The organism is Saccharicrinis carchari, assembly GCF_900182605.1.
GTDB lineage: Bacteria > Bacteroidota > Bacteroidia > Bacteroidales > Marinilabiliaceae > Saccharicrinis > Saccharicrinis carchari.
In genome coordinates, this window is the sequence record NZ_FXTB01000007.1 from 160,870 (window position 1) to 182,127 (window position 21,258).

Sequence of the window (21,258 nt, forward strand, 5' to 3'; positions counted from 1 at the left end):
GGCCTGGTGAATTTATCCTAATTTTTAATTTTACTTCTTACCCTTCTTATCTTTTTCTTTTTCATCGGGCACAAAAATCATTGATATTGAATTAACGCAGTGACGGGTGTTTTTAGACGTAAAGCCCTCACCCAAAAACACGTGTCCCAGGTGCCCTTTGCAATGCTTACATATAATCTCGGTTCTGCGCCCGTCGGCATCCGGCACGCGTTGCACGGCACCCTTAATCTCATCGTCAAAGCTGGGCCATCCACAATTCGATTCAAACTTACTACTCGATTTATACAAAGGAGCCTCACATTGTTTACATAGGTAGGTACCTTTTTCCTTATGATTGGTATATTCTCCCACAAAAGGTCTTTCGGTACCTTTGTTCAGGATTACTCTTTTTTCATCGGGCGACAGCTCGTTAAAATTCTTTTTTTGTGCTTCCATATTCATCCATACTGTGCTTATTACAGCCATTAATAATAATATCTTCATAACGATGCAAAAAGTGGTTTGTCTTTTCATAAAACGGAAGTTCATGTCTTTTTGTTTTGTCTGTTTTTAATTAGTTTAGAATTTCTCTAAATAAAGCACAATAAGGTAGGCGTACGTGCGCATGTTTTCATTAGTAAAAGCACTGTATATGCAATAATCAACCGCTACATGGACATTACGAACCGCCTTAGCCACAACAAATCCATAACTTCACTACATTATAAGCGCTTTAATTTAATCCTCAAGGGGTTGCTAATACCATTGGTTTTTTTAAATTTGCTGACCATTCAAAATAAATTTTAATAATGCATAAAATAAGTTTAAAGATGGGATTAAAAATTATTGTCCTCGCCAAGCAGGTCCCCGACACCCGAAATGTGGGGAAAGACGCAATGAAGGCAGATGGAACGGTAAACCGGGCAGCATTGGCAGCTATTTTCAACCCCGAAGACCTTAACGCCCTGGAGCAGGCATTGCGCTTAAAAGACCGATATCCGGGATCGGAAATAACTATTTTAACCATGGGACCGGGTCGGGCAGCCGATATTATTCGCGAAGGTTTATACCGCGGTGCAGATAAAGGCTACCTACTAACAGACAGAGCTTTTGCCGGATCAGACACCCTGGCCACTTCCTACGCACTTGCCTGTGCCATACGTAAAATTAAGGATTTCGACCTCATTGTGGCCGGACGGCAAGCCATTGACGGTGATACCGCTCAAGTAGGGCCTCAGGTGGCCGAAAAACTCAACCTACCTCAGATCACCTACGCGCAGGAGGTCAAATCGGCCGAAAAAGGCAAGATAACTGTTGTAAGAAGGTTAGAAAGGGGAGTTGAAACGGTTGAAGGCCCACTACCTTGTGTAATTACCGTTAATGCTTCGGCACCCGATTGCCGGCCACGCAACGCAAAGAAAGTGATGAAATATAAACATGCCAAAACGGTTACCGAATCGCAAGCACAAAGCGAAGATTACATTGACCTGTCAACCGACAGACCCTATCTTAACATTGAAGAATGGAGTGTAAACGATATCGAAACCGATACCAAATGGTTAGGACTGGGAGGATCACCTACAAAAGTTAAAAAAATTGAGAACGTGGTTTTCCAAGCAAAAGAATCCAAACGCATCTCAAATAATGAGGAGGAACTGGAAGCCATGATTGTGGAACTTATCGAAAACCACACTATCGGATAATTAAAACTTTTTGATCAATAAAAAAATGGGTAACGTATTTGTAATTTGCGAAATAGAAGAAGGCCAGATAGCCGATGTAAGCCTTGAATTGCTTACCAAAGGACGCTCGCTAGCCAAGGACCTAAACTGCAAGCTGGAGGCAGTAGTGTTAGGCCATCAATTAAAAGGAATAGAGAAACAAGTTTTCCCTTATGGAGTGGATGTACTTCACTTGGGCGATAACAAGAACCTGGATATATACACCACTCTGCCGTTTACTTCGATTATGGTGGATCTTTTTAAACAAGAAAAACCGGAGATTTGCCTACTTGGAGCTACAACACTTGGACGCGACTTAGGGCCTCGTATTTCATCGGCATTACAGAGTGGACTGACCGCAGACTGTACCGCCTTGGAAATTGGCGATCATACCGACAGAAAAGCCGGAAAGGAATATAAGAATTTGCTGTATCAGATTCGGCCTGCCTTTGGAGGCAACATTGTGGCCACCATCATTAATCCCGACTGCCGTCCTCAAATGGCTACCGTGCGTGAGGGAGTAATGAAAATGGAAGTTTATAACCACAACCACAAGGGAAAGGTAAAAACCATTGATGTGGATAAAATTCTGAAACCCGAGGATATGGTGGTGAAGGTGATAGAGCGTCACATGGAAAAATCAAAAGTCAATATTAAAAACTCATCAATCATTGTGGCCGGAGGTTACGGCATGGGCTCTAAAGAGGGCTTTGATCAATTGTTTCAGTTGGCCGAGGTTCTTAATGCCGAAGTAGGGGCATCACGTGCTGCCGTTGATGCCGGCTATGCCGATCACGAGCGTCAGATAGGTCAGACCGGTGTAACGGTGCGCCCAAAACTATACATCGCCTGCGGCATATCGGGTCAGATACAGCATACCGCCGGCATGGAAGAATCGGCCATGGTTATTGCTATAAATAACGATTCCAACGCACCAATCAATAAAATTGCCGACTATGTAATCAACGGTGAGGTGAACGATATAGTGGCAAAGCTCATCAAATTATACAAGAAAAATTCAAAATAATGGCTAATTTTTTTACAGATAACCCCGATTTAAAATTCCACCTTACCCATCCCCTGATGGAAAAGATTGTGGCATTAAAGGAACGTAACTACGCCGACAAGGACAGCTTTGATTATGCACCCATGGATTTTGAAGATGCCATGGACAGTTACGACAAGGTGTTGGAAATTGTTGGCGAAATTTGTGGCGACATTGTAGCGCCGAACGCCGAAAGCGTTGATCAGGAAGGTCCTAAGATTGTAAATAATGAAGTGATATACGCCAAGGGAACCCAGAAGAACTTAGATGCTCTGGTAGAAGCCGGATTGATGGGCATTACCCTCCCGCGCAAGTACGAAGGACTTAACTTTCCGATAGTACCCTACATCATGGCAGCCGATATTGTTTCGCGTGCCGATGCTGGTTTTGTGAATATATGGGGGTTACAAGATTGTGCCGAAACTATCAACGAGTTTGGCGACGAAGATCAGAAAGCCCGTTTTTTACCCCGTATCTCAAACGGCGAAACGGCGGCCATGGATTTAACCGAACCGGATGCAGGTTCCGATTTGCAAGCCGTTCAGTTAAAAGCTTCATACAATGAAGAGGAGGGCAAATGGTACCTCAATGGAGTAAAACGCTTTATCACCAATGGCGACGGCCATGTATCACTGGTACTGGCACGTTCGGAGGAAGCTACGCAAGATGGTCGCGGTTTGTCTATGTTTATTTACGACAGAAACAGCAAAGCCGTCATTGTTAGGCGTATCGAAAACAAAATGGGAATCAAAGGTTCGCCCACATGCGAGCTGGTATTTCAAAATGCACCGGCCGAACTGGTAGGCGCTCGCAAGTTAGGACTCATCAAATACGTAATGGCTCTTATGAACGGCGCCCGATTGGGTATCGGTGCGCAGTCGGTGGGAATTTCGGAGGCGGCTTATCGCGAGGGATTGGCCTATGCCAAGGAACGCGAACAGTTTGGAAAACCAATCATCCAATTCCCTGCTGTTTACGAAATGCTTTCCACCATGAAAGCCAAGCTCGATGCCTCACGCACACTGCTGTACGAAACATCGCGCATGGTAGACGTGTACAAAACTTACATGCACATTAGCGAGGAACGTAAGCTGGAAGCTGAGGAAAGGAAAGAAATGAAACGCTATCAAAAAATGGCCGATTTCTTTACACCCCTGCTGAAAGGCATGACCAGTGAATATTGTAACCAACTGGCCTACGACTCGTTGCAAATACATGGCGGTTCTGGTTTTATGAAAGATTATCCCATTGAGCGCATCTACCGCGATGCCCGTATCACAACTATTTACGAGGGCACTACCCAATTGCAAGTGGTAGCTGCCATCCGTGGTGTAACCACAGGTGGTTATCTGGACAGGATACGTGAATACGAAGCCATGGAACTGCACCCCGAGTTACACGGTTTCCGCCGCACGCTAATCGGTATGACAGAAGAATACGTACACACCGTTAAATCGGTATTGGATGTAAAAGATAACGAGTACGTAGATTTTCATGCGCGCCGTTTGGTTGAAATGGCCGGACATATCGTAATGGGGTACTTGTTACTGTTAGATACCCAGCGCGATGAAACATTTAAAAGCTCAACGGAAATTTATATTAACATGGGCAAAGCCGAAAATGCAGCCCGGGCCGAGTTTATCCATAACTTCACTCTCGACCATTTAGGCGTTTACAAGCATGTTTAATAAGTAAATACTCCCTTTTCTTAATGGCCAAATCGATTGATTTGGCCATTTTTATATAATACCTCTTGCAATCAGGCATTACATTTTGCCGCTTTTCATCTCAACAACAATGTGTTACACATTTCACTCAAGTATCTTATCTCTAATATTTTGCCATTTTTTGACAAAATATTAGAGATAAGATACTAAAAGCTTTACTTTTGCAGCTCAAATAAAATTACCCATATGACAAAATCTATTGAGCCCACACCGTACGTATTAGAATGCGTCAACAGTGGCATGCAATTCAACGATAAAGGTTGGTCTTTAGATTCGGAGTTTGAAAAAGAGCCATCCTTAATAAGAGCCATCTATGCGAAAAAACAAATTGAGATAAAAGATGCTTCCTACGGTGTTTTTCGATTTGCCGATTGGTTGCCCGTGCATAAAATGTTGCAAGGCTCCTCGGCTCCGGTAACTTATAAAAGCGAAGGCCTGGCCAAACATCTTGGACTAAACAACTTATACATTACTTTTAGCGGTTACTGGCCCGAAAAAGGAGCTAATTTCCGAACCTGTTCGTTTAAAGAAACCGAAGCCTACGCAGTGGGTGGGCGTTTAAAATCAGACAACAAATCGATATTGGTTGTAGCTTCTGCCGGCAATACGGCACGGGCGTTTGCCCGGGTTTGTTCCGACAACAATATACCCTTATTACTCTGTGTTCCGGAAGACAACATCGGTGCCTTATGGTTCGACGCTCCCATCAAGGATAATGTAAAACTGGTGGTAACCAAATCAGGCAGCGACTATTTTGATGCCATCCACCTTTCGAATTTAGCATGCCAAATAAATGGCTTTATTGCCGAAGGAGGCGCTAAAAATGTGGCACGTCGGGATGGGATGGGAACTACCACCTTATCGGCTGTTACTGAAATTGGTCGTATACCCGATTATTATTTTCAGGCTATAGGCAGCGGTACAGGCGCTATTGCGGCATGGGAGGCCAACTTACGCTTGATACAAGATGGACGATTCGGAAATAATTTGATGAAGCTGATGGTTTCTCAAAATGCACCTTTCCTGCCTATCCACGATGCATGGAAAGCCAATTCGCGCCCTATGTTACCCTTGGATGACGATGTGGCACGGAAACAGGTAGAAGAGATTGATGCCAAAGTATTGTCGAACCGCAAGCCTCCTTATTCGGTTTATGGTGGCTTATACGATGCCATGAAACATGCCGGAGGTGATGTACTCTCTGCCACTAATGAAGAATCGATCGAGGCAGGCAATATTTTTAAAGAAACGGAAGGCAATGATATTCATCCGGCAGCAGCCGTGGCAACAGCCACTTTAATTCAAGCAGTAAAACAAGGTACGGTTAAAAAGGACGATTGCATCATGCTCAATATAACCGGAGGTGGTGAAAAACGTTTTAAAAGTGAAAAAGAAATAGTATACCTTCAGCCTCATCACGTTTTTAACATTGATCCTCCCATGCACGTGGTTCAAAATGTGCTAACGGAGCTTTTTAAATAATACTGAAGTATAGAACATGGAAACGCGGAAAGACGATGGGTGGAAATTTATAACTCCAGCCAAAACAACATCAATTTTGGCTCTCCTGGTCGCAACGTAGTGTAGCACGAAAGCTATTCTAAATTTATAAACTATGGATTTTTAACAATAGAAATAATCGTGCTATACGCAAAACCGAACGATGGATGAACTTTAAAAATCTTAGGTAGCCTATATCAAAAATATCCACCTCCTTGTAATAACTAAGAAACACAAAAAAACCCGACTATATGCCGGGTTTTTTTGTGTTTAGTTGACTGAATTTTTCTTATAAAACAAGGCCATTAAATATCTGCTACCTTGGGCTTAAAAACAAATCTCCATGTCATATTAACAGTATCGTCATCCATAAGCAAAATCAACTCATCTTTAGTTAAACTAACAACTCTATATGTGGGGTTTAAAAGCACCCAATTGGATGGAATATAGGAAACAACCGTCATTTCCGGGAATACAATATGCACACCGTTAAAACTATAATCGGAAATAAGAACATCACCCACAGACACCCCACGGAGGCCACCCCCATAAGAAATACCATTAGCATATGGCACTATAGTTACACTATTTTCTACAAGCACCGTTCCACCCACACCAGGGTCATACGCATAGGTTCCATCCGTGTGGAAGGTGATCACATCGTCGTATAAACCTTTGCCGACATAGAAATCGGGCTCTGCTGCAAACCACTCGGTTCCTTCACCGCCAAATGGCCCTACGCCAATATGCCCTGGAACAGCCTTGTTGATAACCCAACTTTTTGAGCTTGTACCGCTTGAGGTATTTAATAAATCAAGTTGCTCTTTGTCCTGCGTTTTTATCGATATAGTGTTACCATAATCTACAACTCCATTTTCCGTGACTCCATAAGCTCTAATCTGATAGCTTGTATTAGAGGCAAGTCCGGTCAATTCACATTCAAAATCTCCATTGCCCGGACCTATATCTGACACAATCACTTCCTGGTCAGGGTTATTTAATTCCGGGGGACTGTAGGCTGTTGTCGCAACCAAACCTCTGGAAACATACTCTGTTAATCCATCATCTTCTATAATACCTCCGGAAGTAAGGGAGGAATGAGATAGTATAGTAACCTCCCGCGTTGAAATCCTGGAGTGGGTAGTAATTTGAATGTACGCACCATAATCGATACCACCACCCTCATGTATTACATAGGCTCTCAGGTAATAATTAGTATTTGACGCAAGACCAGACAATTCACACTCAAAATTACCGCTTCCCGGACCTATGTCGTTTGAAATAACAGTTGCGCCTTCTTCATGTAGTAAACTGTAAGCATTGCGCGAAGCAAGCAATCCTCTCGAAACATATTCAGTATGGTCTCCTGCCGCCGCTATCCCTCCTGCAGTAAGCGAATTATAGGATGTTGAGCTAATTCCCTGTGTCGAAATATTTGTGGGTGTTTGTAAAAAAGCGGAATTACTACAACTTGTTCCAAAAGAGTTGGTGGCATAAAACTGAACAAGATATCCTATGCCTCCCGCCAATTCGCCTAGTTCAATCTTATAGATATCACTCGTGTTTTCATTAAGGGAAATGGTTATTTTTTTTGGCGTAGAGTTATTGTCAGCATACTTGGAATAAGTAAACCAACATTCTGTCAATGGGGCTTTTCCCCTAGATTCGATTTGATAATAAGCCACTGCTGAGTGATTCGTAACATTGGTTGTCTTTAGGTGTTTTATCTTAGATACACGATACGGATCATCAGGATGTTTGAGATATTTCTTTGACTCATTCCATGTACGTGTTGAACTCCATTCGGGAAGATCTTCTGTAAGTATGTCGGCGTCACCCCAGCGTACCAGATCCCAAAAGCGCATACCTTCCCCCACGAACTCACGACGACGCTCCAGTTTTATATTTTCCGCAGTGGCAGGAATAGACGCAATTCCTGCTCGTTCGCGCACTAAATCCAAACACTCCTGAGGTGTCAAACTTCCGGTTGGAGCTACACCCTGCACTACCATTAACTCAGCAGCGTTTAGTAAAACTTCGGCGTAACGGAAGATCCTCAAATTGTTTTCGAAGTTCAAATCTTGTCCGAAAGGCGCATCGTTATAATTTTCGCGTGCAGCATATTTGGCCAGAAAATAACCTGTATTTTGAAAACGAGGCGTATATGTACCGTTGCTAAAGTAGTTGACAGAGGCAGCCAATCGCCCATCCCCATTTTCAAAAATATCAACCAACTCAGGGCGAACCGGACCAAAACCCCAACCTCCCTTATAGTTGTTTATACCACTCAACTGATCGCTACCCGTTAAATTGGAGGGAGAACAAAAAGCTGGTAAGTTGGTACCATATCCTACCCAACTATCGCCCCAATCTTTACCGGGATCACTGCGATGATTTACTTCAAATATTGATTCAACGCAAAACTCACCTTCACGTGGCCATATGTCGGCAAATTTGGGCAGCAATCCGAACTGTTTGCTGTCGATGATGGTATTCATATCTCCAAGAACCTCGGCATAGCGACTTTCGTCCCGTTGGTACATTACCACTCTGGCTTTAAGCATCAGGGTTGCTGCCCTACTCGCCCTTGTATCATTTTGTTCAAGTTTCATTGGCAGATTTCCGGCATCTATAATTGCATCTATATCCTGCATGATAATAGTATAGATCTCATTGGCTTCGTATAAGTTCTGGCTGTATGGATCCTTAAAGGGGTTTTCCGTGTAAAAAACATCGCCCCAAAATTTCCATAACCAATGAAGATAATAGGCTCTTAAAAATAGAGTTTCAGACCGGACTGATTCAAGTACAACAGGTTCGCCATCGACAACTTCATCGAGTGATGACAAAATATAGTTACACCTGTTTATCCCTTCGTAATATATTCTCCACAGTCCCCCTAAAGCTCCCTCCGAAGTATCGAATTGTGATAATTTATAAAGTTGTCGTTGGTCACCTGCGTCTCCACCACCCTTAAAAATATCGTCGGATCGCACATCAGACATTAATACGATACTATTATAGTGATAGTCTGCATAACTGTCAAAATACAGAATATGGTAGGCATCGTCTAATCTTTTAAGTATCGAATCCTGTGTTAAAGCTGGCTTTTGCCAATTGAAAACAATACTGTCCGTTACGGGAGTATAATAATGATTAAACAATCCATTATTATGATATATGATAAAACGGTCAGGTGTGGTATTTGAATTATTTAGCTTCATACTATCCACTTCTGCCTCTGCATATTTATCCAGCGTGTTTCCATCCATAAAAATAAATAGAGAGTCTTGGGCTGACAAATGCGAAAGGCTGAATATAAAGATGATGAAAAAAATATATTTTGTTGGCTTCATAGTTGTCGGGTTATTTTATTAAGATTTTACGGGATTCAGATTGCTGAGAGCTTTGCAAATGCAAGATGTAAACCCCTGCACTGAGATGTTTAATATTAATTTGTTTCGTATTGACGTTTATATTATCGCTATAAGCATCCTCATGAACAACTCGCCCGTGAAGGTCAACGATTTTAATAACAACATTCTCATTGTTTTTTGTTTTGTATGTTATATTTATATACTCGGAGGCAGGGGTAGGGAACACTTCTAACTGTTCAAACAATGTGGTGGTAGGCCGTACAGCTGTTGGGTTGTTACTAAAAAACAGTTTAGACAAATCGTTTAATCCATAATTTTGAACAACACCGGTCTTTGGATGCAACAAAAGCGCTTGCTCTGTAAATGTTAGCTTTCGGATTTTAGCAATTTCCAAGGAGAATTTCTGATTGTCTTTTTGCTTGACCACCAATTCTACCTGCGCATTTAGGGTAAAAGATCCAAATGTGAGGATTAGAAAGATGAATGTTTTAAGTAAAGATTTTAGATTCATAGTTGGTGTTTATTAATATAATTTATTGCGGAATTACATTTTCTACGATAAAAATAATAAAAATATTATCTATTCACTTTACTTTTGTGTTTTTTATCGGAACACCCGGAACACCCTATTAATTTGTCTACTATCTTATTAGTCAAAGAAAAAAACAATAAAAACGGAGGGTACAATAAACACCCTTCCACGTTGGATAAACGTAGTAATAAAAAAAATTATAAAACCCTACTTCAACAGGAATAGGTGTAGGTAAGGCTCTTTAATCGATAGAAGAAAAATGCCTCATTGATGTAATAACCTTAGCTTGTTTTACTGCATAATAGGCCGCATATTGCGCTATGCTTGCTTCAATCGGTGACATTCCAACCGGAACAAAAGGATTTCCTATTACATGCCTTCCCAGAAATTTTTCGTACCAGGCACAGGCCGCAGTATATCGTCCAATTTGTGCATTCAGGTGATAACCGTCACTACAAAAGTTATCTCCTACAAAACTTGTCCTGCCATTTTGTATCGCAGTACCTGCAGGTATAATAATGTCTATTTGCGTTTGCTCAGCCACCTTGCTTACCGTTTCGACGATAGCACTGTACATGCGCTCTTGACTATTATCGTAATTTATAAATCCCGGATGCGTTGAATTGGATGCATAAGCCCAAGTTTGATGTAGCGCATATTTTACTTCAGGGTTGGTAGCTTCAGCTTGTACATATCGAAGCAAATTAGTGATATATGGAAAAAAAGAATTTACCAGACCTGATTTAGAGCTCACTTGTTGAAAGGTAATAATATCCCAGTTTTCATCTTTAATAGCTGCTACAAGCGCTTGATTTTCTGTTTTGATTAATTTGCCATCCACAATTTTCCGGTACGAATAGGCCGGAAGACTATGCTGCGCATTATTCCAGTGGGTTTCGAGTGAACATCCCGGAATAAACATGTTCCCAATAATCAGTTCCACCCCATCAGCCTGAGCCAAAGGACTCAAGTACGACTCCACCGCGTCCTCTGAGAAACTGTTACCAATAGCCAATACACGCATAACATGCTGTGCACTAAGGCCGGCTGGCAGCATTAAAAAAACAAAAACAAGTTTAGCTGCGACTAACAGCACTGTATTTCTTTTCATTCTTATAGTAAAATAAGTTAGTATTACTGATGCACATTTTTTTAAACAAATCTGGTTTGAGGTTGAATGGATAAAGGTAAAAAACACCCTGTTATTTACCGAAAAAACACTACCTTTTATGAGTGTAGCCCGGTGTATAAAGAAAACATAAACCTACAAAATAAAAAAAGCCCGGCCAACAAGATTGCTGACCGGGCTATTTGATAATTTTAATCGCCTATATTTATTTTGTTTCTCGCACAATGGTCTGTTCTCTGTCCGGACCTACTGAAACAATGGTAATAGGCACCTCCAGTTCGGCTTCGAGAAATTTGATGTAACTGTTGAGCTCTTCGGGGAACTCATTTTCTGATCTCATGCCTGTTAAATCATCATTCCATCCCGGTAATTCAGTATACACCGGCTCCATGTTCCCGGGTAGCTCAAAAGGAAATTCCCGGGTTTCCACACCATCAATTTTATAAGCCGTAGCTACCTTAATGGTTTTGAACTTACTTAACACATCGCCTTTGGTCATAATCAATTGCGTTACACCGTTGATCATCACGGCGTATTTAAGTGCAACCAAATCTAACCAACCACATCTGCGCGGACGACCGGTAGTGGCTCCAAACTCATGCCCTGCTTTGCGCAATGTCTCTCCTGTTTCATCTTCAAGCTCCGTGGGGAAAGGGCCACTACCCACCCGTGTGCAGTAGGCTTTAAAAATACCATAAACCTCGCCTATTTTATTGGGGGCAATACCCATACCTGTACAGGCACCGGCACAAATAGTATTGGAAGAAGTAACAAAAGGATAGGAGCCAAAGTCAATATCCAACAGGGTTCCCTGGGCACCTTCGGCCAAAACGCTTTTCTCCTGTCTCTGGTATTCGTTAATGCGGTGTTCACTGTCTATGATAGTGAATTTTTTTAAGCACGCTATGCCCTCGGCCAAGCCTTTTTCAAATTCAGCGATATTGTACTCATAATCGTATATGGTGAGCAGCTGCTGGTGTTTCTTTTTTAAGTCGTTGTATTTTCTATCAAAATCGCTCAATATGTCACCAACGCGTAATCCATTCCTACCGGTCTTGTCCATGTAGGTTGGCCCTATACCTTTTAGTGTGGAGCCAATTTTGGTTTTCCCTTTGGATGCTTCGGAGGCAGCATCTAAAATTCTATGGGTGGGTAAAATGAGATGGGCCTTTTTTGAAATCATCAGATTCCGGGTCAGATCCATTCCCATCGCCTCCAGCTTATCCACTTCCTCTTTAAAACTTATTGGATCCAGCACAACTCCGTTGCCAATGATATTCATCTTGTCGGAATGGAAAATGCCGGAAGGAATGTTGTGCAGCACATGTTTTATACTATTAAATTCGAGTGTGTGCCCAGCATTGGGGCCACCCTGAAAACGGGTAATCACATCATACTCCGGGGTAAGTACGTCCACAACTTTACCTTTACCCTCGTCGCCCCATTGGAGACCAAGAAGAACATCAACTTTCATTTATAACTATTTTTGTGTTAACACAACAAAAATAGCTATTAATAATATTATAATAGAATGGATTTTAATAAATTTTGAATGGATTTGACAAATTGCACCAATAAACTTAAACAAAGCAAAAAAGGAATATTCCCACTTATTAAATAATGGTCTTATTTATTAGCTTGTATAATTTAGTAACATATAATTTAATGGGAACCCGGGCGATGGCTATATATTCTTTTTATCGTCGCATTCGCTGCAAATACCATATATATACAAGGAATGATGCGACACCTTAAAGTTCATTGTTTCTGTGGCATTGTTAAGTACCAACTGTATGCTAGGGTCGCAAAACTCCGTTACCCTTCCGCAATTAATGCAAAGGAGATGATCATGTTGCTTGGATTCATAAGCTTTTTCGAATTGAGCTATATTTTTACCAAATTGGTGTTTGATAACAAGCTTACATTCTAACAGCAAATCGATGGTGTTGTATAACGTGGCTCGGCTTACCCTGTAGTTTTTGTTTTTCATATGGATGTAGAGCGTTTCTACGTCGAAATGACCAGTGCGGGAGTAAATCTCATCCAATATAGCAAAACGTTCAGGTGTTTTCCGATGACCATTTAATTGCAGGTACTCGGTAAAAACATTTTTAACCTCATCCTTGGCTTTCACCCTATTCATATTTAAATCAATTAAAAATAATAGCTAAAGATAGGTATTTCGGCAAAAAAAAGAAATGATTGTTTAGACTAAATTAAAACAAGGCAAGAAAGACATCTATTATGTGGGTTGTATTCGTTCCTGACGGGTAACGGTATGGATGCCCTTAATCTTCATTAATTTATAAACAAGGTTGTTTAAGTCCTCAACACTGTGAATATAAAGATATAAGGAGCCTTCGAAAATACCATCATGACTCTCCACGTTAATGGCACGCATATTCACATTTTGGTCATCCGCAATCACTTTCGTCATCTTATTAACGATACCTACCTTATCGATACCTGAAATATTAAGAATGGCCAAAAAGGAAAACAGCTTATGCGTAGTCCATTGGGCAGATACCAAATGGTTGCCCTGGCTTGACATGAGTTTAATGGCAACAGGACATTTGCGACTATGTAAAATTACTTTCTCCTCACTATCTACATAGCCCACTACATCGTCGCCGGGGATAGGGCTGCAACAATCGGCAATGGTATAGCTGGCCTGATCCGTTTCGTCGTTTAATACGATAGGTTTACGCTTGTCAATTTTTTTATTGGGCGAATTTTTTTCTTTTTTAGTACCAAACGACAAGCCCCAATATTTAATCCATTTTTTTGATGTTTTTTCTGTAAGTATCTTATCCAGATCTTTGAGTTCAATCTTTTTTTTACCGAGCCTGTAATACAAGTCATCTTTTTTCTCAATCTGAAAGTAACGCAAAAGCTTATTAAGTATCCGATTGTTGGTGGTTAGTTTTCGCTTGTTAAGGGCTTCCTCTAACATTTTTTCGCCAATACCAATAAATTCTTTTCGCTCCTTTTTGGAAGCATCTTTAATGGCCGTTTTTGCTTTGGCTGTGGTAACCATATTTAGCCATTCGTATTTAGGCTTTTGCTTCTCCGAGCTCAATATTTCTACCTGGTCGCCACTTTTTAGCACATGGCTGGCGGGCACTAACTTATAATTAACTTTAGCACCAATACATTGGTATCCCAGGTGTGTATGTATTTCAAAGGCAAAATCGAGTGCCGTTGCACCTTTAGGCAGGATGACTACCCGACCTTTGGGAGTAAATATCATTATTTCGGAAGTAAAAAGATTGAGCTTAAAGTCATCTAAAAATTCCAGTGAATCAGAAACCGGGTTTTCAAGCATGTCGCGGATACGCTGCAGCCAGATGTCAAGTTCCGATTCTTTTTCGTTTAATCCCTTGTATTTGTAATGCGCGGCAAACCCCCGTTCTGCAATTTCGTCCATCCTTTCGCTCCGTATCTGAATCTCTACCCATTTACCGCCCGGTCCCATAACAGTGGCATGTAAGGCCTCATAGCCATTGGCTTTAGGGTTACTCACCCAATCTCTTAATCTGTCGGGTTTTGGTTTGTACAAATCCGTGATTAACGAATAAATATTCCAACACTGTGCTTTTTCGTGAGTTAAATTGTCGCTTTTAAACACAATACGGATAGCCAATACATCGTAAATTTCATCTACCTGAATATTCTTTTTTTGCATTTTGAGCCAGGTAGAATAAATGGATTTAGGTCTGGTTTTTAGTTCAAAGTTAATACCGGCATTTTGAAGCGAAGCCTTTATAGGCGATATAAAACGCTCTAAGAGCTCTTTGTTTTTATACTTATTGGTTTCTAGCTTTTCACTAATATCTTTATGTATAGTGGGATGCTCATACTTAAAGCTCAAATCTTCCAACTCTGTTTTTAAAGCGTACAGCCCTAAGCGGTGTGCCAGCGGAGCGTATATAAATAGGGTTTCGCCGGATATTTTAAGACGTTTATGCTCGGGCATGGAATCCAAGGTGCGCATGTTGTGCAAGCGATCGGCCAACTTAATAATGATTACCCGTATATCCTCCACCATGGTGAGTAAGAGCTTTCTGAAGTTTTCGGCTTGTGAGGATTGGTTTTTATCAAAAACATCCTCCAGCTTGGTCAGCCCTTCTACGATGGAGGCTACTTTAGCACCAAATACGGCTTCCAGATCTTCGTAACTATAGTCGGTATCTTCTATTACATCATGCAGCAGCGCGGCAGCCACACCTGTACTTCCCAAGCCTATCTCTTGAGCAACTATTCTCGCAACCGCCAAAGGATGGGTAATATAAGGCTCGCCTGATTTTCGGTATACGCCTTTATGGGCATCCAATGCCAACTCAAAAGCCTTTTTTACAAGTTTGAGCCCATCCTCCGTCCTACACTTTGGGCAGACGCTAATTAAATCGTCAAATTCCTTTCGTATGGCGTTTCTTTCTTCTATATCCGACAGTGATTGATCCATTCAGAATTATTTGTTCATCAAGGGTTTTTACAGCACAACACACCAATAATAATAAAAAAAATGCTACTTCCCGGCAACTATCACGTAAAAATCATCCGACAATAAATATTTATTAGCCAGCTGATGTAGTTGCGAAGATGTTATATGCTGTATGGTATGTTCAACTTTCTTAAAATAATCAAAATCCAGACCAAAACCCAATAAACCCCTATACGCGTCGGACATTGCAAAAGGTCCGTCGAGGTTACGCATCAAATCGCCCAGCATATAATTTTTTAAACGGGTAAGTTCTTCTTCTTCTACCGGAAAGTTGCGCAGCTTGTCCATTTCATTAAATATCTCATCAATAGCCAATTGCCTCATATTGGCCATTACTTCGGTGGCAACACCAAATATTCCCACATTTAATAAGGAAGTTAAATACGACGAGATACCGTAAGTAAGCCCTTTTTCTTCGCGTAAATTGTTCATCAACCTGGATCCAAAATATCCACCAAACAAAGTGTTTAATACCAATAAAGGTAAAAAATCAGGATGTTTTTTACTCACACATGGCCTCACTATCCGGATGGCTGATTGTAAGGCATTCTCTTTTTCTTCGAGATGAAAGGTCTTTTTAAAACTTTTTACTTCGGGCACCTCGTGCTTATCATCAGTTCGGTTACCCCAATCGTTTCCTCCAAAGTGCTTGTTTAGCAAATCCAAAAATCCCTCACCCGGTTGACCCGAAACGATGAGAGTGCACAAGTTAGAGGCATATTGCGTCTTATGGAAGGCCTGCACATCAGATAGCGATACCTCACTAAAATGATGCAATTTAGCCACCCGGCCATACGGATGATCTTCGCCAAAAAGAACTTCCTGCGATTTACGGTAAGCCAAATTCTTAACTTTCTCAGAGTCCACCAAAAAGTCCTGTTTTTTTCGTGCCAGCAGGACATCAAATTCGTGTTGAGCAAGTGCCGGCTTTTTGAGTATCTGCTCTATAACGGGCAGTAAGTCGGGCAAATACCGCGACAAGGTGTAGAGGGTTATTTGGGCATGGTGATAACTGGTAGATTGCCCCAGAAAAGCACCAAAAAAATCAATCTTTTCCGATACTTCAAACGAAGTCATCCATTCCGTTCCCTCCTGCAAAAGGGTGTTGGTGAGTGCTGCCACCAAAGGCTTATTGGATTGAACAACCCCGGCCGAAAAAATGAAATCGATCTTTGCTACTTCTTGTGTTCCGCCTTGTATAAAGTGAACCGGCACCCCGTTTTTTAAACTTAGCTCCTTTTGTTTTAACATGTTTAAACCGGTGGGTAATGCATACATTGGAACCTCTTTTCGTTTTAACATGTTAACTGCTTTTTGTTTTTTGATAAATAATATAATTTAGAACAGTTGTGGGTTTTAAAAATGTCGCGCGCATAATTTCTTATTTCCTGGGCCGTAACCGCACTATACCTTTCTACCTCTGAGTTCAAATCCTCGGCCTGCCCCAACAACTCAAACTGTGCCAGATTCATGGCTTTATTCAGGAAGTTTATCTCGGCAAACATCATCGAAGATTCTATCTTATTTTTAACTTTTTGCAATTCGTAATCACTCACCAAAGTGGTTTTAATAATTTCTATCTCTTTCCATATGGCTTTCTCCGCTTCGCATATGTCAACATCATCGGCTACATTGCCGGCAAATGTAAATAGCCCTTTTTCCACATCTCCCGAAATATAGGCATGTAAATCGGTAAACAATTTTTGCTCCTTAACCAATCGCTGGTAAATTCTGGCACTCGTACCGTTCGATAGTATATCTGAAAGCAAATCAGCGGCATAGTATTCCGGCTCTGTTCGGGCGCACATATGAAAAACCAATTGCAATATGTCGGAGGGAACGTCCCTTACCACCTTAGTTTGGCGCATTTCGGTTTGTGGAGGCTCCGGAGGCAGCGCGCGTTTTTGTATGTCACGCGCCGGAATACTGCCAAACCATTTTTTCACTTTTTCAAAAACGTCCTCCGGTTCTACATTCCCGGTAATGGCAAGTACCGCATTGTTGGGCCCATAATGTGAATAAAAAAAGCTTTTCACCTCATCCAATGTGGCGTCCTCTATATGCTTAATATCGGCACCTATGGTAGGCCAGCGATAAGGATGTGTTTTATAGGCCAGCGGTCGCAGCAATAGCGGAATATCGCCATAAGGCTGATTTAAATAGCGCTGTTTAAACTCCTCTATGACCACTTTTTTTTGAACATCGAGTGATGCTTGCGAAAAGTCGAGCGACAGCATGCGATCCGACTCTAACCATAGGCCTGTTTCGAGGTTAGATGCGGGCAGCGTTAAATAATAGTTGGTAAAATCGTTACTTGTCCACGCGTTATTGTCGCCCCCGGCATTTTGTAAAGGCATATCGTACGACGGGATGTTAATACTCCCTCCAAACATCAAGTGCTCGAACAAGTGCGCAAAACCCGTTTTATTTTCATCCTCGTCCTTGGCTCCAACATTGTAGAGTAGATTAATGGCCGCCAGCGGAGTTGTTTTATCCTGATGCACTACAAGGCGCAGCCCGTTGTTGAGCTTATATTTTTTTATCTCTATCATTCGTTTAAAATTGATAAGCCGGGCCACAAAGCGTGTCTATCGTTGTCTTGTATTCCGACAACAGATCGGCCATAATTTCTTTTACTGGTTTAACTTGGTCTATCAGTGACGAAACCTGTCCTATCTCCAGTTCACCTTCGTCTGTATCGCCAAGGAACATCCCTTTTTTGGCACGTCCTTTTCCAAGTAGCTGCCTTAATTCCTCCACCGATGCACCTCTGCTTTGGAGCTTATCGACCGAATCTGAAAATTTATTGTGGATAAGGCGCACGGGTGACAGTTTTTTCAGGGTTAATGTGGTACCTCCTTCGCTGGCTTCAACCACTTTACGTAAAAATGCCGGATGTGCAGATGATTCTTCACTGGCCGCAAAGCGCGACCCTATCTGTACTCCGTCGGCACCGAGTGCCATAGCTGCTGCCATTGCTCTTCCTGAGCCTATTCCACCGGCAGCAAGCAGGGGCAACTTGGTGTTTTTTCGAATTTGAGGTATCAACACCATAGTGGTGGTTTCTTCGCGACTGTTGTGCCCGCCAGCTTCAAAGCCTTCGGCCACCAATACATCAACACCACTATCTTCGCATTTTTTGGCAAAGCGGCTATTTGCAATCACATGTGCCACGGTAATACCGTTCTCTTTGAGCTTAGCAGTATATTTTGCCGGATTACCGGCACTGGTAAAAACAATCTTAACCCCTTCCTGAATTACCAAATCGATTAGTTGATCCACATCGGGATAAAGCAAGGGAATGTTTACACCCCAGGGCTTATCCGTCGCTTTTTTTATTTTAGCAATGTGTTCTTTTAATACATCCGGATACATCGATCCGGCACCTATCAATCCCAATCCGCCCTGATTACTTACTGCAGCTGCTAATCTCCAACCACTACACCACACCATACCCGCTTGTATAATGGGATATTTTATATTGAATACATTCGTAATTTTATTCTCCATCTTTGTATAGCTTTTATCAAAAATAAATAGCCACAAAGATAAAAAATTTTAATGCCGAATGGTGGCTTTGAAGAAATCTCTCAAAGGAGGATGAAAGCACTATGCAGGAATAACTTCACCTCCCTGCCTGTACAACCTGAACTATATGTAAATTTTAGATACTTTGAAGTTAATGAAATGGAGAATACCCATCTTCATTGATATATTTATTTTCGGTAGTGCTTTATTTTACCCACTTCAATTGAACAACAGAGGTTCTTTCAGGGGTCCGGCCTTATTCAAAATAAAAATTCAGCACAAAAATACGGGAGGTCAGTTTATCAATAGCCTGCGTGTATGGCATGTCCAACAGTTCGCCGGTACCGTCGTGGTTGAGCACATCACGCATACCTATGGATATTTTAAACTCGGTAGATAAGCGAAAATAATTAAGATAGGAATCGAAACCCGCTCCAATCTCGTAATACAAGTCAAAGGAATTTAAGAGTAGCCCGTTTTGCTTTTTCTTAGCCAAATCGAAGCGAGGGTTTAAACCGGCTATGATATAAGGTTTAAAATTATGATTTCTATCGCCACCATACTTCAGCATGATAGGCATTTCTAAAAAGGTAGATTTAATTTTAAGCGGATCATATCGTACCGAATCGGTATCGATAAAGGATAAATCGCGCTGACCGAATGAAAGACCGGGAAGCACCCGCAAATTCAAGTTCTTGCGAAGCTTAAGACTGGTCACTATCCCCAGGTTTATACCGGGCTGCAAATCCAACACCTCAGCATACCTGGGTTTATTATCATTTTCGGGTGTGGCAGCTCTGGAGTGTATTATGCTAAAGTTAGAGGTGTTTACGCCTATTAGAAATCCAAAATGAATAAGCTTTTCGTCAAATCCCTTTAAGTTAGGCACCAATTTACCCTCCTTTTGAGCCTGCATGTTAAGGCTTGCAAGAAGCAACAAAAAAACAAAACCGATACGCAAAACGGCTCGTCTTGCTACACCATATGACGAAAAATATAGCTCACAGCAAATTTTCGACATGCTAACAATTGCCTTGCCCTGGTTATTAGTATTACTTTTGAAACACATCTTAATATATTCAATATATCCTATTCGATAAAGACGGATGGTATAAGGCCCTTTTTTCGCTATTTAAACCCAAACAATCCTATTTCAATAACTAATTTTTGTTTGCTTTATTGCGTTCCTATTATTTATGTGCAAAATATATGGTGGCCACACCCATGGTTTGCTTCCATACTTTTTCGCTCGTGAATCCGGCTTTTTCAAGTTCGGCTACAAAGGCTTTCCCCTCCGGAAAAGCAGCTACAGAAGCCGGCAGGTAAGTATAGGCTGCCTTATCTTTTGATAGCAAGCCACCCCACCAAGGTAATATTTTGCCCGAATAAAATTTAAACAACTGCTTAAACGGGAAGGCCGTAGGGTTTGAAAACTCCAGCACCACAAATTTACCCCCCGGTTTTAAAACCCGCGCTATCTCCATCAGACCTGCATTTAAATTCTCAAAGTTACGCACACCAAAAGCCACCATAGCAGCATCAAACTCTGCATTTTTAAATGGCAGATTTTCAGAATCGCCCTCAACCATAGTTATAATATGATCCAGGTTTTTTTTCTTGATTTTTGCGGCTCCTACCTTAAGCATCTCCGGCGATAAATCCAGCCCCACCACTCTTTCCGGTTTAACACGCAACGCAGCAATGGCCAAATCACCTGTTCCAGTAGCAATATCTAATATGGCAGGATGGTTCAATCCTTTTAACAGACCGATGGCTCTGCGTCTCCATATTTTATCGATACCCAGCGACAAAAAATGATTTAAAAAATCATATTTCGCTGCTATATTATCGAACATATTTTTTATCTGCTTCTTTTTACCCTCCTCAGAGCTAAGGTATGGCTTAACTGTCATATTGTATTTTTTTTATACTGTAGTTGGTGGTGTGGATGTCGTATTTCCCGGGTGTCCTGCACCAACAATGAATTTATTCAAAAAAAATTCGCTGTGTAATATCTGTGCAACAAAAATACAATAGATATTAAATATATGGTGAGAATTGTTAGAAAAAGAGTTTTAGGGTAGAAAGCGGGGGCATACCGCAGAAAGCATGAGGAGTAGAGTGGAGAACCCACCACGGGGGGTATACTGTTAGCAGGTTCGAGAGCAGGAAGGGTTACACTATAAGGCGCTTGCATTAATCGGCATAGCTAATAA

At 41.5% G+C, this 21,258-nt stretch carries 16 protein-coding genes; 4 read left to right on the forward strand and 12 right to left on the reverse strand.

The genetic code is table 11. The annotated features are described in order from the left end of the window. Positions 1-30 precede the first annotated feature (30 nt). The gene (locus FN809_RS13275) at positions 31-483 is read right to left on the reverse strand and encodes a methionine-R-sulfoxide reductase (protein ID WP_142534010.1); all 453 of its coding nucleotides are present in this window, start codon (positions 481-483) and stop codon (positions 31-33) included. Positions 484-809: 326 nt separating this feature from the next. Here FN809_RS13275 and FN809_RS13280 point away from each other — a divergent pair, with 326 nt between their 5' ends. The 4 genes from FN809_RS13280 (at position 810) to FN809_RS13295 (ending at position 5,954) form a co-directional block, all read left to right on the forward strand. Next, complete coding sequence (locus tag FN809_RS13280; RefSeq protein WP_142534011.1) at positions 810-1,682, forward strand: electron transfer flavoprotein subunit beta/FixA family protein; 873 nt, start codon at positions 810-812, stop codon at positions 1,680-1,682. Positions 1,683-1,707: 25 nt separating this feature from the next. Then, entirely contained in the window at positions 1,708-2,727 is a 1,020-nt protein-coding gene (locus FN809_RS13285) for an electron transfer flavoprotein subunit alpha/FixB family protein (protein WP_142534012.1), read from the forward strand. Then, positions 2,727-4,433, forward strand: a complete 1,707-nt coding sequence (locus tag FN809_RS13290; protein WP_142534013.1) for an acyl-CoA dehydrogenase family protein — start codon at positions 2,727-2,729, stop codon at positions 4,431-4,433. The genes FN809_RS13285 and FN809_RS13290 overlap by 1 nt, the downstream gene beginning before the upstream one ends. 225 nt (positions 4,434-4,658) lie before the next feature. Then, on the forward strand, positions 4,659-5,954 hold the full coding sequence (locus FN809_RS13295) for a cysteate synthase (protein WP_142534014.1): 1,296 nt from the start codon (positions 4,659-4,661) through the stop codon (positions 5,952-5,954). A 323-nt stretch (positions 5,955-6,277) separates the two neighbouring features. Here FN809_RS13295 and FN809_RS13300 read toward each other — a convergent pair whose 3' ends face one another. The 11 genes from FN809_RS13300 to ubiE form a co-directional block, all read right to left on the reverse strand. Continuing rightward, a complete protein-coding gene (locus FN809_RS13300; RefSeq protein WP_246095603.1) occupies positions 6,278-9,328 on the reverse strand; it encodes a RagB/SusD family nutrient uptake outer membrane protein in 3,051 nt (1,016 codons plus the stop codon). Positions 9,329-9,338: 10 nt separating this feature from the next. After that, positions 9,339-9,860, reverse strand: a complete 522-nt coding sequence (locus tag FN809_RS13305) for a T9SS type A sorting domain-containing protein (protein WP_142534015.1) — start codon at positions 9,858-9,860, stop codon at positions 9,339-9,341. A gap of 262 nt (positions 9,861-10,122) precedes the next feature. Then, positions 10,123-10,992, reverse strand: coding sequence for a DUF4886 domain-containing protein (locus FN809_RS13310; RefSeq protein WP_221929424.1), 870 nt, complete (start codon positions 10,990-10,992; stop codon positions 10,123-10,125). Between the two features lie 223 nt (positions 10,993-11,215). After that, positions 11,216-12,484 carry an adenylosuccinate synthase gene (locus FN809_RS13315; protein ID WP_142534016.1) on the reverse strand — a complete coding sequence of 423 codons (1,269 nt, stop codon included), beginning with the start codon at positions 12,482-12,484 and terminating at the stop codon, positions 11,216-11,218. A 210-nt stretch (positions 12,485-12,694) separates the two neighbouring features. Next, on the reverse strand, positions 12,695-13,153 hold the full coding sequence (locus tag FN809_RS13320; RefSeq protein WP_142534017.1) for a Fur family transcriptional regulator: 459 nt from the start codon (positions 13,151-13,153) through the stop codon (positions 12,695-12,697). 99 nt (positions 13,154-13,252) lie between these two features. Continuing rightward, positions 13,253-15,475 (reverse strand): RelA/SpoT family protein, encoded by a 2,223-nt coding sequence (locus FN809_RS13325; protein ID WP_142534018.1) that lies wholly within the window; start codon positions 15,473-15,475, stop codon positions 13,253-13,255. A 63-nt stretch (positions 15,476-15,538) separates the two neighbouring features. Then, positions 15,539-16,816, reverse strand: coding sequence for a M16 family metallopeptidase (locus FN809_RS13330; RefSeq protein ID WP_142534019.1), 1,278 nt, complete (start codon positions 16,814-16,816; stop codon positions 15,539-15,541). After that, positions 16,810-18,066, reverse strand: coding sequence for a M16 family metallopeptidase (locus tag FN809_RS13335; RefSeq protein WP_142534020.1), 1,257 nt, complete (start codon positions 18,064-18,066; stop codon positions 16,810-16,812). Before FN809_RS13335 ends, FN809_RS13330 begins: the two co-directional genes overlap by 7 nt. 4 nt (positions 18,067-18,070) lie before the next feature. After that, positions 18,071-19,024 (reverse strand): NAD(P)H-dependent flavin oxidoreductase, encoded by a 954-nt coding sequence (locus FN809_RS13340; protein ID WP_142534021.1) that lies wholly within the window; start codon positions 19,022-19,024, stop codon positions 18,071-18,073. Between the two features lie 274 nt (positions 19,025-19,298). Continuing rightward, entirely contained in the window at positions 19,299-20,063 is a 765-nt protein-coding gene (porT, locus tag FN809_RS13345; RefSeq protein WP_142534022.1) for a type IX secretion/gliding motility protein PorT/SprT, read from the reverse strand. A 169-nt stretch (positions 20,064-20,232) separates the two neighbouring features. Continuing rightward, a complete protein-coding gene (ubiE, locus tag FN809_RS13350; protein WP_142534023.1) occupies positions 20,233-20,955 on the reverse strand; it encodes a bifunctional demethylmenaquinone methyltransferase/2-methoxy-6-polyprenyl-1,4-benzoquinol methylase UbiE in 723 nt (240 codons plus the stop codon). Positions 20,956-21,258: the final 303 nt, after the last annotated feature.